The organism is Flavobacterium cucumis (assembly GCF_900148835.1).
In the GTDB taxonomy this organism is placed as follows: Bacteria; Bacteroidota; Bacteroidia; order Flavobacteriales; family Flavobacteriaceae; genus Flavobacterium; species Flavobacterium cucumis.
On the sequence record NZ_FRYK01000001.1, the window covers coordinates 99,714 to 114,360 of the forward strand.

16 protein-coding genes are annotated in these 14,647 nt (G+C 33.2%); 9 read left to right on the top strand and 7 right to left on the bottom strand.

The window, feature by feature from the left end; all coding sequences use genetic code 11:
* The first annotated feature begins 30 nt into the window (after positions 1-30).
* Together BUE95_RS00455 and BUE95_RS00460 are read left to right on the top strand one after the other, a co-directional pair.
* A complete protein-coding gene (locus BUE95_RS00455; protein WP_073580405.1) occupies positions 31-939 on the top strand; it encodes an AEC family transporter in 909 nt (302 codons plus the stop codon).
* Positions 940-1,175: 236 nt separating this feature from the next.
* The gene (locus tag BUE95_RS00460; RefSeq protein ID WP_073580407.1) at positions 1,176-2,573 is read left to right on the top strand and encodes an FAD-binding oxidoreductase; all 1,398 of its coding nucleotides are present in this window, start codon (positions 1,176-1,178) and stop codon (positions 2,571-2,573) included.
* Between the two features lie 2 nt (positions 2,574-2,575).
* Here BUE95_RS00460 and BUE95_RS13610 read toward each other — a convergent pair whose 3' ends face one another.
* The 7 genes from BUE95_RS13610 to BUE95_RS00490 all read right to left on the bottom strand — a co-directional run bounded on the left by BUE95_RS13610 (position 2,576) and on the right by BUE95_RS00490 (position 9,260).
* Positions 2,576-2,719 carry a hypothetical protein gene (locus BUE95_RS13610; RefSeq protein WP_159433486.1) on the bottom strand — a complete coding sequence of 48 codons (144 nt, stop codon included), beginning with the start codon at positions 2,717-2,719 and terminating at the stop codon, positions 2,576-2,578.
* A 128-nt stretch (positions 2,720-2,847) separates the two neighbouring features.
* Positions 2,848-3,252 carry a hypothetical protein gene (locus BUE95_RS00465; protein WP_073580409.1) on the bottom strand — a complete coding sequence of 135 codons (405 nt, stop codon included), beginning with the start codon at positions 3,250-3,252 and terminating at the stop codon, positions 2,848-2,850.
* Position 3,253: 1 nt separating this feature from the next.
* The gene (locus BUE95_RS00470) at positions 3,254-3,826 is read right to left on the bottom strand and encodes a hypothetical protein (RefSeq protein WP_073580411.1); all 573 of its coding nucleotides are present in this window, start codon (positions 3,824-3,826) and stop codon (positions 3,254-3,256) included.
* 132 nt (positions 3,827-3,958) lie between these two features.
* Entirely contained in the window at positions 3,959-7,312 is a 3,354-nt protein-coding gene (gene secA, locus BUE95_RS00475) for a preprotein translocase subunit SecA (RefSeq protein ID WP_073580413.1), read from the bottom strand.
* Positions 7,313-7,398: 86 nt separating this feature from the next.
* Positions 7,399-7,620 carry a DUF2795 domain-containing protein gene (locus BUE95_RS00480; protein ID WP_073580416.1) on the bottom strand — a complete coding sequence of 74 codons (222 nt, stop codon included), beginning with the start codon at positions 7,618-7,620 and terminating at the stop codon, positions 7,399-7,401.
* A 177-nt stretch (positions 7,621-7,797) separates the two neighbouring features.
* The gene (locus BUE95_RS00485; protein ID WP_073580418.1) at positions 7,798-8,367 is read right to left on the bottom strand and encodes a cob(I)yrinic acid a,c-diamide adenosyltransferase; all 570 of its coding nucleotides are present in this window, start codon (positions 8,365-8,367) and stop codon (positions 7,798-7,800) included.
* A gap of 17 nt (positions 8,368-8,384) precedes the next feature.
* Entirely contained in the window at positions 8,385-9,260 is an 876-nt protein-coding gene (locus tag BUE95_RS00490) for a PPK2 family polyphosphate kinase (protein WP_073580420.1), read from the bottom strand.
* An 82-nt stretch (positions 9,261-9,342) separates the two neighbouring features.
* On the opposite strand from BUE95_RS00490, the gene BUE95_RS00495 reads away from it, so the two are divergent.
* The 7 genes from BUE95_RS00495 (at position 9,343) to BUE95_RS00525 (ending at position 14,638) form a co-directional block, all read left to right on the top strand.
* Positions 9,343-10,164, top strand: a complete 822-nt coding sequence (locus tag BUE95_RS00495; RefSeq protein ID WP_073580422.1) for a DUF6929 family protein — start codon at positions 9,343-9,345, stop codon at positions 10,162-10,164.
* A 49-nt stretch (positions 10,165-10,213) separates the two neighbouring features.
* Positions 10,214-11,677, top strand: coding sequence for a DUF5687 family protein (locus BUE95_RS00500; protein WP_073580424.1), 1,464 nt, complete (start codon positions 10,214-10,216; stop codon positions 11,675-11,677).
* A 20-nt stretch (positions 11,678-11,697) separates the two neighbouring features.
* Positions 11,698-12,393, top strand: coding sequence for an ABC transporter ATP-binding protein (locus BUE95_RS00505; protein ID WP_073580426.1), 696 nt, complete (start codon positions 11,698-11,700; stop codon positions 12,391-12,393).
* 126 nt (positions 12,394-12,519) lie between these two features.
* Positions 12,520-13,053 carry an RNA polymerase sigma factor gene (locus tag BUE95_RS00510; RefSeq protein ID WP_073582322.1) on the top strand — a complete coding sequence of 178 codons (534 nt, stop codon included), beginning with the start codon at positions 12,520-12,522 and terminating at the stop codon, positions 13,051-13,053.
* 2 nt (positions 13,054-13,055) lie between these two features.
* Positions 13,056-13,949, top strand: coding sequence for a hypothetical protein (locus BUE95_RS00515; RefSeq protein WP_073580428.1), 894 nt, complete (start codon positions 13,056-13,058; stop codon positions 13,947-13,949).
* 25 nt (positions 13,950-13,974) lie between these two features.
* Positions 13,975-14,307, top strand: coding sequence for a hypothetical protein (locus BUE95_RS00520; protein WP_143165204.1), 333 nt, complete (start codon positions 13,975-13,977; stop codon positions 14,305-14,307).
* A complete protein-coding gene (locus tag BUE95_RS00525; protein WP_073580432.1) occupies positions 14,297-14,638 on the top strand; it encodes an FEKKY domain-containing protein in 342 nt (113 codons plus the stop codon). Before BUE95_RS00520 ends, BUE95_RS00525 begins: the two co-directional genes overlap by 11 nt.
* Positions 14,639-14,647: the final 9 nt, after the last annotated feature.

Genomic DNA, 14,647 nt, shown 5'->3' on the forward strand with positions numbered 1-14,647 from the left:
TATTTACCTTTGTGAACTTGATTTTATGACATGGAAAACATTATTCTTCTATTTTTATGTTTAATTTTAGGCATTGCGCTTCAAAAGGTGCCGCAATTTCCTAAAAATGCGTATCAAAGTTTAAATCAATACGTAATATACGTTTCGCTTCCTGCAATGGCACTATATTATATTCCAAAAATCACCATTTCACTCGCTTTATTATATCCGTTAGGAATTGCATGGTTAGGTTTTGGATTGTCATTTGTTTTTTTCTATACATTAGGAACCTATTTCAAATGGTCGAAAAAGCTAATTGGCTGTTTGATTTTAACAGGGGGATTAAGCAATACTTCCTTCGTTGGTTTCCCTATTATTGAAGCTTTATATGGGGCCGAAGGATTGAAAACCGCCATCATCGTTGATCAGCCGGGTTCATTCGTAGTCGTAACTACATTAGGAATTCTAGTCGCAGCGAGTTTTTCACGAGGGAATTCAAGTACTTCCGAAATCGTATTGAAAATTGTAAAATTCCCGCCTTTTATCGCTTTTACGATTGCACTTTGTTGTACTATCTTTAAACTTGAATTTCCAGAAGCTTTACAGCGTTCATTTTTACGAATCGGAAATACAGTAACACCAGTAGCTTTAGTAGCCGTTGGATTGCAATTAAAGATTGATACGCGAAGTAAACATTGGCGTTTCTTAACTTTAGGCTTACTTTTCAAATTGATTTTGATGCCCGCTTTTTTCTTCTTACTTTACAAAATAGTATGGAACGGAAAAGGATTAGAAATCGATGTTTCTATCATGGAATCTGCCATGGCGCCAATGATTACGGGAGCAATTTTAGCCACCAACTACGGATTAAAACCAAAATTAAGTAGCATGATGATTGGAATTGGAATTCCATTGTCTTTGTTGACGGTGGCTTTTTGGTATTGGGTTTTGAGTTTGTAGTTTTCTAGCACAAAGTTTCTCAAAGTTTTGCACGAAGTTTCACTATGTTTTAAACATATTAGACATATAAGTTTAAGTTGAATTCATTGTGTGCCCAAATACATAAAAGAGAGACTTGCAGCATGAAAAGTTTGCTATGAAAGATCTTTGTAAATCCGTCTAATCGGTTAAATCTGTGTTCCAAAAAATAAAAAATTATTTCCCAAATACTTATCTTTACACTTCAATTTCACACTATGAATCCTGAAATAATACTTGCGCTTGAAAATATTGTTGGTTCGGCTTATATTTTTACTGATGAAGCTACACGAAAAACGTATGGTCACGACGAAACAGAAGATCTGAGTTTTCCGCCTCATGTTGTGGTGAAACCTGCCAATACAGAAGAAGTAGCGCAAATTTTAAAAATCTCCAACACCTATAAAATTCCGACTACGCCGATTGGAGCGCGTACGGGTTTGAGTGGTGGCGCTTTATCGATTTATGGTGGCATTGCGATTTCAATGGAACGCTTTAATAAAATCATTGAAATTGATGAACAAAATTTACAAGTTACTACCGAACCTGGTGTAATTACTCAAGTTTTAAGAGAAGCGGTTGCTGAAAAAGGCTTGTTTTATCCTGTTGATCCAAGTAGCATGGGAAGTTGTTTTATTGGTGGAAATATTGCTGAAAATTCAGGTGGTGCGAGAGCTCTGAAATATGGTGTTACCAAAGATTATGTACTAAATTTAGAAGTGGTTTTACCAACTGGTGACATCATATGGACAGGCGCTAATACTTTGAAAAATTCGACTGGCTACAACCTTACCCAATTGATGGTGGGAAGCGAGGGAACTTTAGGAATCGTAACCAAAATTGTATTGAAATTAATCCCTCAAAATAAACACAACGTTTTACTTTTGGTACCGTTTTATAAAGCAGAACAAGCATGTGAAGCGGTGTCAGCTATTTTTAGAGCAGGAATTGTGCCAAGCGCTTTAGAATTTATGGAACGCGATGCGATTGATTGGACTTTGAAATTTGTCGAGGATTTGAATGTAGAAGTCAAAGATAACGTTCAAGCACATTTGTTGATTGAAGTGGATGGCAATTATCCAGAAATTTTGATGCAAGAAGCCGAACAAATTTTGGCAGTCGTAGAGCAATTTGAAATTGACGAAGTATTATTTGCCGACTCCGAAGAACAAAAAAATGCCCTTTGGAAAATGCGTCGCTCTGTAGCGGAAGCGGTGAAAGCGAATTCGATTTATAAAGAAGAAGATACCGTTGTTCCAAGATATGAATTACCAAAATTATTAAAAGGTATCAAAGAAATTGGCACAAAATATGGTTTTCAATCGGTTTGTTATGGACATGCGGGCGATGGTAATTTACACGTCAACATCATCAAAGGCAACATGACCGATGAAAATTGGAAAACGGAAGTCCCAAAAGGAATTCGTGAAATTTTTGAATTAACCGTTGGTTTAAAAGGAACACTCTCTGGTGAACACGGTATTGGTTTAGTACAAAAAAACTACATGGATATTGCGTTTTCAAAAGTACATTTGGAATTAATGGAACGCATTAAAGCCATTTTTGACCCAAATAATGTTTTGAATCCTGGTAAGATTTTTCCTGATGGAGAATAATTTTATTGCTTCGTAAACTTTTTAAAAATCACAAATCCAATTGAACTTCCTACCAAAGACGTAACAATAAAATTTGTTAAATTTGGATCAGGATATTCTTTTCTGGCGAATAATGCACTAAAAAATAAACCTATAAAATAATTCATTTCATTTGAATGATAATAACAGGAGACAGGAATTAGAAAATTTTGCAAACAAGTTAAACTAAAAACGGAGAATAAAAATCCTCCGAATATAACTAAAGACCATTTATTAAAATGGTAGGTTTCATTTTTTACTTTAAATTCAAAAACTCCACCAAACTTACATCCGCATTTTTGAACGTTGGTGGTTGTTCGATAATGCTAGCATTTCTCTTTTTATTCAATTTCATAGTAATATCAGCTTCGGTTGTAAATAACAAAGCGGATAAAAATGGGTTATTGATATGTGGAATGAGTTCTGCTTCTAAATCGTCTAATTTGCAGATTTTTACCAATTCTTGTTTTTCAGTCGTATAAATCTTATACGTCATCGCCAATTTTAAACTGTTGTCTTCTACGATAGTTTTTACGTAAATGTTTTGTAACTCTGGTTTCCCAACCGTTTTAGCAAGCGTTAACTTAGCAAAAGTGCCATTAGTAATACTTGCTCTAACTTGGTTGAAAAAATCAGAAAATATAATTTCGTTTTCGTTCATATTAAAATCCTAATTCTTTTTGAATTTTATCATTGAAAACCATTGCAAAAATTACATTGTCTTTGTCTTTGTTTAAGAATTTCCATGTTCCATTTGTTAACTCATCTGAAACAGCTAATAATGTAGCACGAGATTCGATTCTGAACGAGTTCGTAGCTTTGTCAAATTCAATGGTTTCAGCACCCATTATTTCTTTAAAACTACTTTTCATTTCTTCTACCTCTGTAACTGGTGATTTAAAAGTCATCACCATAACGTTTCTATGATCAATAACGCAAAACTTCTTGTTTTCAACCGTTTTAATTTCAGAAAATGAAAAATTAGGCTCCACCTCAACTAATTTTAAAATGAACTGTTCGTTCTCCATCATTTGAGAAAACATTTCCTTCATTTGTTCTTTAGGTATAATATCAAATAACTTAGGGTAAGTCGTTTCAAAAATTACGTCATAGTTCATATTAGCACCGGCTTTATATGATTTTAAAGCTTCTGTCTTTAAAGTGTTCATGTCTTGTGAAAAACCAGTAACTGTTTGCAAAACAAAGATTGCGATAAAAAGGATTTTAGATTTCATTTGAAAAGTTTTAAATTTATCAAATATAGAAAATTAACCACAATTTTTAATACGATTATCGGTAAATTTAAAACATAAAAAAATCCTCAATTACAAAATAATTGAGGACTTTTCACTTTATGTGCTAAACTTTTAGTGCACCAAAACCCAATCTCCAGAAGCCAACATGCTTTCAGCCTTTTTAAATTTCATGGTTTCAGTTTTCCCACTTAGTACATGTTTTATAGTAACGGTGTCGTTACGATTAATTTTCGGCATTTCTCTAGTAATAGTCTCGGTTACTTGAGGTCTTTGACTTGCCATTTCTCCAGCTCTTCTTGCTTGTGAAGCAGCATCATCACTATCTAAATCTTCTTTAGTTTCCGTGTAATTTTGTTTTTGACGTACTTGCTTTGCTTCTTGGATTTCTGACGGACTTTGAGAAGGTAAATCTCCTTTGAATAAAAATGAGATCACTTCTTTATTTACATCATCAATCATTTTTTTAAACAAGTTGAATGCTTCAAATTTATAAATCAATAAAGGATCTTTTTGTTCATGAACAGCCAATTGTACCGACTGTTTCAACTCATCCATTTTACGTAAATGTTTTTTCCATGCTTCATCTACAATAGCTAAAGTGATATTTTTCTCAAAATCAGCTACCAATGATTTTCCTTCTGAAGTATATGCTTTTTCTAAATCGGTTACTACATTCAGCGATTTGATTCCATCTGTAAAAGGAACAACAATTCGTAAATATTGACCGTTGTTGTTTTCATAAACATTTTTGATAATTGGGAATGCTTCCGCAGCATTTCTAGCAATTTTATCGTTGTAATGTTCTAAAACAGCTTTGTACGTTTTTCCTGTAATATCTCGGTTAGACAGCTTAGTAAATTCAGCTTCTGAAACGGGCGAACTAATTGAAAAGTAACGAATCAATTCGAATTCGTAGTTTTTAAAATCTCCTGCTAATTTATTTTGTTCTACAACCAATTCACAAGTATCATACATCATATTAGCAATATCCACTTTCAAACGTTCGCCATGTAAAGCATGACGTCTTCTCTTGTATACTACTTCTCTTTGAGCATTCATAACGTCATCGTATTCCAATAGACGCTTACGAACTCCAAAGTTATTTTCTTCTACTTTTTTCTGTGCTCTCTCGATAGATTTTGTCATCATCGAATGTTGAATTACTTCTCCTTCTTTTAGACCAATTCTATCCATCACTTTCGCAACTCTTTCAGAACCGAACAAACGCATTAAGTTATCTTCCAAAGAAACATAAAATTGCGAACTACCCACATCTCCTTGACGACCCGCACGACCACGCAACTGACGGTCAACACGACGTGAATCGTGACGTTCCGTTCCAATAATTGCTAAACCTCCTGCTCTTTTTACTTCGTCTGATAATTTAATATCGGTACCACGACCTGCCATATTGGTTGCAATCGTAACAACTCCTGGTTTTCCGGCTTCTGCTACAATTTCAGCTTCACTTTTGTGCATTTTAGCATTCAATACATTGTGTTGAATACCTCTAATTTTCAACATGCGACTTAATAATTCTGAAATCTCTACTGATGTTGTTCCAATCAGTACAGGTCTTCCCGAATTAGACAACGCAACCACATCTTCAATTACCGCGTTGAATTTTTCACGAACCGTTCTGTAAATTAAATCATCTTTATCTTTACGAGCCATCGGACGATTGGTAGGAATTTCTACAACATCTAATTTGTAGATCTCCCAGAACTCACCTGCTTCAGTTGACGCAGTTCCTGTCATACCTCCTAATTTACTATACATACGGAAATAATTCTGTAATGTAACCGTAGCAAATGTTTGCGTTGCAGCTTCAATTTTTACGTTCTCTTTCGCCTCAATTGCTTGATGCAAACCATCTGAGTAACGACGACCGTCCATAATACGACCTGTTTGCTCATCTACAATCATTACTTTATTGTCCATGATAACATACTCGGTATCTTTTTCAAATAAAGTATACGCTTTTAACAACTGGGTTAATGTGTGAATACGCTCTGATTTAACAGAAAAATCTTTGAACAATTCTTCTTTTTGTTCTGCTTCTTCTTCTGTAGTAAGATTAGCCTTTTCTATTTTAGCAATTTCAGTCCCAATATCAGGTAAAACAAAAAACTGAGCATCCGTATCAGTTGATAAAAACTGGATTCCGTTATCTGTTAACTCAACTTGATTGTTTTTCTCTTCGATAACAAAATATAATGCCTCATCAATTTTCGGCATTTCTCTGTTGTTATCTTGCATGTAATAATTCTCTGTTTTTTGGAGTAATTGCTTAACGCCTTCTTCTGATAAGAATTTGATCAAGGCTTTACTCTTTGGTAGTGCTCTATGGGAACGCAACAAATAAAAACCAGCGTCTTTTGAATTCCCTTCTTTGAACAAACGCTTTGCTTCGGTCAAGCAATCAGTTGCTAATTTACGTTGCAAAGTAACCAAGTTTTCAACTTTTGGTTTTAGTTCTAAGAACTCATGACGGTCTCCTTGTGGAACTGGTCCAGAAATAATTAAAGGCGTTCTTGCATCATCAATCAACACAGAGTCGACCTCATCAACAATAGCGTAATTGTGTTTACGTTGTACCAAATCTTCAGGCGCATGCGCCATATTATCTCTTAAATAATCGAAACCAAACTCGTTATTTGTTCCATAAGTAATATCCGCTTCATATGCTTTTCTTCTTTCTGGAGAATTGGGCTGGTGATTATCAATACAATCCACTGTTAAACCATGAAACTCAAACAATGGTGCTTTCCACGTACTGTCACGTTTTGCCAAGTAATCGTTAACCGTAACTAAATGCACACCGTTTCCTGTTAAGGCATTTAAATACAATGGTAATGTTGCCACCAAAGTCTTCCCTTCTCCTGTTTGCATTTCAGCAATTTTACCCTGATGCAGTACAACACCCCCTATTAACTGAACGTCATAGTGAATCATATCCCAAGTAATTGCTTTTCCTGCAGCATTCCATGAATTGGCCCACGTTGCATTATCCCCTTCTATAGCAATATATGTTTTTGTTGCTGATAATTCTCTATCCTTTGATGTTGCTGTTACTGTTATCGAAGTGTTTTCTTTAAAACGACGAGCGGTTTCTTTTACCACTGCAAAAGCTTCTGGAAGAATTTCGTTTAATACTTTTTCAGAAATTTCATAAGCCTCTTTCTCGATTTTATCAATTTCAGCATAAATATCCTCACGTACATCTATATCATCTGTCTGCTCTGCATCTTTCTTTAACGAAACAATTTTAGCGTCTTTTTCTGCACGAGCAGATTGAATTTTAGCTTTAAATTCAGCTGTTTTATTACGTAATTCATCATGAGACAATGCTTGCAAAGCGCTCTCAAATGATTTTATTTTGGTGATTATAGGTTGAATTGCTTTTACATCTTTCTCGGATTTATCTCCAACAAAAGCCTTCAATATGGAATTGATGATACTCATAATTTTAATTTTCTTTATTTAATTACTCATGAAACCACAAAAAAAGTCTCAGTAAAGAGACTTTTTTCTGTTGCATTTATTTATTTTTAATACTCATCCTCATTCCAAAGATAATCTTCGTCCGTAGGATAATCTGGCCAAATCTCTTCCATCATTTCATAGATTTCGCCTTCGTCCTCTATAGACTGCAAGTTTTCCACCACTTCTAATGGTGCTCCAGTTCTGATAGCATAGTCGATAAGTTCGTCTTTGGTCGCTGGCCAAGGGGCATCACTCAAATATGACGCTAATTCTAATGTCCAATACATCTTTTTATCGATTTAAGTTTATGCAAAAATAAATTTATTACTCAAAAAATCAAGTTTTTTTTTACTTTTTTTAATAATTTTTAAGAACGTATTTTTTTAGTATTCAAAAAATGAATTAAATACACTATTTTCTAGTAAAACTAATACGTGCGAACACTAAAAACCAAGTACCGAACACTATTTTCTAGGAATCCATTGTACTTCATCTGCGTTCAAATCATGAGACAACTTTCGTGCCAACACAAAAAGATAGTCAGAAAGTCGGTTTAGATACTTAATTACACGCGCATCTGTAGGCTCAATGTCATTTAAGTGTACCGCTAAACGCTCAGCTCTTCGACATACGCAACGTGCAATATGACAATATGACACAGTTGTATGTCCGCCAGGTAGCACAAAATGTGTCATTGGCGGTAAAGACGCTTCCATGGTATCGATTTCATTTTCTAAGAATTCAATATCTGATTCAACTATTCCTAAGTTTTGTAAGCGAGGCTGTCCATTCTTTAATGTCTCTTTTTCAGGTGGTGTTGCTAAAATAGCACCAACTGTAAATAATCTGTCTTGTACTTCAATCAAAACACTTTTATATAAATCATTAATGGTTTGATCACGAATCAACCCAATATGTGAATTCAATTCATCAACTGTCCCATAGCTCTCAATTCGGATATGATGTTTTGGCACACGTGTACCCCCAAATAATGCTGTAGTTCCGGTGTCACCTGTTTTTGTATATACTTTCATTTTTAGTATTCTTAAAATTATTTTTTTAACTGTTCACGATACACTTCAATATTCGCTTTTACTTTTGGATCTAATTCAGGTTCAGTAATGTCGGTTAGTTTTTGCATTTCTTCCCAGATCGTTTTAGCTACAATATATCTTGCAACACCTTTATCATCTGCAGGAACAATATACCAAGGGGCAAAATCAGTAGCCGTTTTATTGATCGCTTCTTCGTAATATTTCATATAATCGTCCCAACGATCACGTTCTTTTAAATCGCCCGTACTGAATTTCCAATTATCTTCTGGATTCTCTAAACGCTTCAACAAACGTTTTCTTTGTTCTTCTTTACTCATATGAAAATAAAACTTCAAAATTTTAGTTCCGTTTTGCGAAATGTGCTTTTCAAAATTTACAATCTGTTCCATTCGGTTTTCCCAAAATTGAGGCGTGATATCTTCTACTTTTTCAATTCCAGGTAAGTTTTCGAACAAAATATATTCGGGATGTACACGAGTTACCAATACGTTTTCATAATGGGTACGATTGAAAACAGCAAATTTTCCCTTTTCAGGCAACGCCAAATAATGTCTCCATAAATAATCATGCTCTAACTCCGTTGCATTTGGCGTTTTAAAACTATGAACTACTACTCCACGGGGATTAAATTCTTTAAAAACCTCACGAATTAAACTATCTTTTCCACTGGTATCCATTCCCTGCAAGCAAATTAAAAATGCATAACGATTGTGGGCATACATAGCATCTTGCTTTTTAGAAAGTTTTTTTTGAATCGCATCTAAAGCTAATTCTTCTTGTTCTTTCTCCGTATCAATTGGAAGCTTGGTTAGAAAATCACCCAACTCTATTTTACCTTTTACTTTAAAATCTTCAATATTGATATTTTCCATCGACGTTGGTTTTTAAATATCTGTAAAAATAGTACTTTTAGACACTAATTTGCGCTAAAATTTATAACTATTCTGTAAAAATATGGAAAAATTCAAACTTACTAACTTCTTTACCATAAAAGGTATTTCGGCTGCATCAGGTCTATTATACACCCAAATGGTCTTATTTGTAATTTCCGATTCTAGTAGTTTTTTATACCAATATGACATGGATAAAAAACTTTTATTAAAATTTCCACTAGTAAAAGAGGCCCGAGAAAATATCGAAAAAGAACACAAACTCGATTTGGAATGCATTACACAACATGGGAATCAGCTTATCATGCTGGGTTCGGGTTCTACCCAAAAACGAAATACGATGTTCACTTTAGATTTGGGTTCAGATGTGCTGCAAATACAAGATCTAACGGCATTATACCAAAAATTAAAAACCGTTGGTTCTTTTACCGATGACCAATTGAATATTGAAGGTGCCATTTATGCATATCAAACCATGCTTCTATTCCAAAGAGGAAACTCTAAAAACGGCAAGAATGGTATTTTTATAATTCCAAACAATCAAGAAGATGGTATCCGATTTCTACCAATTACACTTCCTACTCTAGATGATGTTGAAACAACTTTTACAGATGCCATTTTAGTTGGCGACAAAATATATTTCTTGGCTTGTGCCGAAAATACGGAATCTACTTATGAAGATGGTGAAGTTTTAGGAACTATTCTAGGCGTTATGCATGCACCAACATTTGAAATAATTGACATTCATTTACTTTCAGAGCATCAAAAATTTGAAGGGATTACACTTTACAATGAAACTAAAAACGAATTAGAATTCTTATTGTGTGAAGATAATGATACCGAAACTTTAGAAACTACAATATACAAACTAAACTTTCTGAAATAAACTCGTAACAATTGATAAGAAAATACTACAAATAAGAAACTAAAAAATTATGATTAAACATTTTCTTACCCTTGAATGGAAATCTTTCGTTCGGTCGGCATCGTTTAAAACCAATTTGGCTTTTAAAATTTTCATGGCACTTCTATTTTTATATTTTGCTACCATGTTTGCTTTTGCTGGTATTGGTGCTTTTTACGGATTAAAAAAAGTAGGCCTAGAACCATTAGAAACGGTAAATAAATACATGATTTATTACCTTTTTGTCGATATGACAATGCGTTACTTTTTTCAAAAAATCCCAACATTAACTATTCGACCTTTATTGGTTTTACCAATAAAAAAAGACACAATTGTACATTTTTCATTAGGCAAAACAGTTTTAAACTATTTCAACACTACACACGCTTTCTTCTTTATCCCCTTTAGTCTTATTTTACTATTAAATGGATATAATGCTTTAGGCGTAATCACTTGGCATATTGGAATTTTAAGTGTAATTCTATTTATTAATTTCTTAAACATTTTAATCAATAACAAAGATGTACTTTTTGGAATTGTTGTTACAATTGTTATAGGGTTAATTGCATCTCAATATTATCAATTGTTTGACATAACGATATATACGCAATCCTTATTCCAAGGTCTATATGAACAATTTTGGATGGTTTTACTTCCAATTTTAGCCTTATTAATCATCTATTATTTTACATTTAATTTCTTCAAAAAAGATTTAACATTAGATGAAAGATTGCACATAAAAAAGAATCTAGCCAAATCCAACGATCTAACTTGGTTAAATCAGTTTGGAACTTTAGGAACTTTTTTAAAAAACGATATCAAATTATTAATGCGAAACAAACGAGCAAAAACAACTTTATACATGAGTTTCTTTTTCTTGCTTTATGGTTTGATCTTCTTCACCCAAGATATTTACAAGAATTCGGTAATGCAAGCCTTTGCAGCTGTTTTCGTAACAGGTGGATTTTTAATTAACTTCGGACAATTTGTTCCTAGCTGGGACAGTTCCTATTATCAACTCATGATGACACAAAGTATTTCGTATAAAGAATATTTGAATTCAAAATGGTGGTTAATGGTGATAGGAACAGCAATTAGCATGCTATTGGCCTCATTTTATATTTACTTTGGATGGGAAATCTACGTAACAATTTTAGCTGTTGGAGTTTATAACATCGGATTTAACTCTTTCTTAGTGTTATTTACCGGAGCTTACACCCGAACAGCAATAGATTTAGAATCAGCTAAGGGAGCTTTTGGTGATAAAAAAGCGTTCAATATAAAAACGTTGTTATTTTCTCTGTCTCAGATGATAATCCCAATTTTACTATTTGGGGTTGGCCTATTAGCAGATAATATTCATATCGGGCTAGCTTTAATTGCTTGCTTCGGAATATTAGGATTACTTTTCAAATCGAGAATCTTCTTTCTTATTGAAAAAATATTTCAGAAAGAAAAATACAATGCCATTGTAGCTTACAAACAAAAAAATTAATTTAAATACCATAAATTATCATGATACAAGTACAAAATCTTACCAAAAAATATAACGCTACCACTGTTTTAAACATTCAAGAACTAGAAATCCCTAAAGGACAAAGTTTTGGTTTAGTGGGGAATAATGGTGCTGGAAAAACAACTTTTTTCAGTTTACTATTAGATTTAATCGAACCAACTTCTGGAGGCATTATCAATCACAATGTAGCCGTAAATACTAGCGAAAATTGGAAAAATTTCACAGGTGCCTTTTTAGATGAAAGTTTCTTAATTGGTTATTTAACAGCTGAAGAATATTTTTATTTTATTGGGGAATTACGCGGTCAAAATAAAGCAGATGTAGATGCTTTATTAAAAAAATATGAAGAATTTTTTAACAACGAAATTCTTAACACCAAAAAATACCTACGTGATTTATCGAAAGGAAACATGAAAAAAGTAGGTATCATCGCTACTCTAATTGGAAATCCTGAAGTGGTAATTTTAGACGAGCCTTTTGCTAATTTAGATCCAACAACGGTAAACCGATTAAAAAAAATTATAAAAGAATTGGCAGAAAATCCAAATGTAACTGTTCTAATATCGAGTCACGATTTAATGCATACTGTTGAAGTTTGCAATCGTATTGTAGCTTTAAATAAAGGAGAAGTAGTCAAAGACATCATGACCTCAGAAGAAACCTTAAAAGAATTAGAAGCGTTTTTCGCCGTGTAACACTATATTATTTTATACTTTTATAATCGCAAGTTTAATCGCTTGCGATTTTTTTATGTAACTATTTTAAAGTCGTCCCAACCTTTTATCAACTTTCCTTCTCTATATAAAAAAGCAAGTTTACCAATGGATGTAAAACACATACAAGGCTGTCGAAAACAACACCGCGAAGCGCAACGCTTGGTGTATGAAATAATGGCACCCAAACTTTATCGTTTATGCAAGCGGTATTTAAAAAAGGAGGAAGAAATTGAAGAGGTATTGGCCGATGCTTTTTTTACCGTATTTACGAAAATAGATCAATTAAAAGAGGATTTGGCTTTTGAAGCTTGGGCACGAAAAATAACGGTAAACAATTGCCTGTTACAAATTAAAAAGAACATTAATTTTAATTTGTACTTGGAAGATGTGAGTTACAATTCGCAACCCTTAGCCGATGAAGTGACCGATTTAGAAGAAGAAGATTTGCTCAATTTACTCCAATACATTCCCGATGGATGCCAAACCATTTTTAATTTATTTGTGATCGAAGGCTATTCGCACAAAGAAATTGCAGAACAACTTGGCATAAGTGAAGGAACATCAAAATCGCAATTAAATGCGGCGAAAAGTAAATTAAAAGAATTGGTAAGAACTTTTTATTATCAAAAAGCAAAATAGTCATGGGAACAGAAGAAAAATTATATAAAAAAATACAACAAGCTGCCGAAAACGCAGCCCAAAAAGACTTCCCAGGAATGGAGAAAATTTGGGCGCGCGTGGAAGACAAAATGGAAACCCAAACGCTTCAAAAGGAGAAACATTTGTGGAAAAAATTAGCGGTTGCAGCATCGCTAGTTTTGGTGGGAACATTAACGTTTTTCTTGCTACAAAAAAAAGAAAGTGTAGTTACTCCAGAAAATAGAGTTACTACAATTGATTCATCAAAAAACAATATTTCAACACCCGAAACAGCAAATGGACTTGTAAATACAACTCCCGAAATTAAAAAAGACGCCGAAAAAATTTTACAACAACAAATTGTGATTCAAAACAACATTGTAATTAACGACACCATAAATTATAAATCAAAAAAAGAAATTATGATTCCGGTTCCTATTGCTATGGAAGAAGTTCAAGAAATGGCAAAAACGAGTTTGGTTCCAACTTACAATAATAACATTTCAAATTCAGCTTCTGCAAATGATTCTGGTTATTTAGCAAAAGGGAAGCGTTATGATTTCACAATGAATTTAGCTGAAACTACTCAGGAAACAGACAAAAAAACAACCAACGACGATTTACTTTTGATTGATGGAAAAGTGAGTAAAAAATCACTAAACAATATCAATCCAGAAGAAATTGAATCGATTATTGAACTAAAAGAACCTGTCTATTTTATTAACGGAGTGGAATATTCAGAAGAATCGTTATTTGGAGAAAAACCTACGAGTCCGTATGCACCATTGAGCAAACAAAAAATTGAAAAAATTGAAGTCATCCAACCTGCAGATGCTGTAAAAATTTATGGTAAAAAAGGAGAAAAAGGGGTAGTGATCATCACAATCAAAAAATAAAAAAATATACTTAAAGTATCAATTTATGAAAAGACAATTAATCCTATTCTTATTGCTATTTTTTATGACTTTCCACTTAAGTTTCAGTCAAGACACCATAATAACTAAACCAAAAAAGTCTACAAACATAATTAATAGAGAAAAACCTCTGATTGTAGTAAATGATTCCATTTTAAAATATGAAGTTATGGAATATTTAAATCCTAATGAGATTGAATCTGTAACCGTTTGGAAAGATGAAAAAGCTAAATCGATGTATGGTGAAAAAGGAAAATTTGGTGTAATCATCATTACGACAAAAAACATCTCAAAAGAAAAACGAATAAAAATCTACAAAGAATTTAAAGATGAACTTTAAACAAATTATCATAATTGTTTTATTCAGCTTTGCACTTCATGCACAAGAGAAGAAACAAAACGACACGATTAAAATCGAAATCAACTCGAATACTAAAACAATTTATGTCTTAGGTGGAATTGCCTCTGTAATCACAAAAGAAGATTTGGCATTTGCTAAAAAATACAATGTGAAATTTCATGATTTTGGTTGTATAGCTCCGATAAATTTTAAAGAATATGAAGCTAAAAATGCCTTGATTTTTGAGCATCTCAACAAAGTATTTGGAAAGCAATGGCAAAAAGAAATCAAGTCAAGTGTTATGGGTTTTGAAAAGTGGAAGAAGAAATGAATTTTGGAA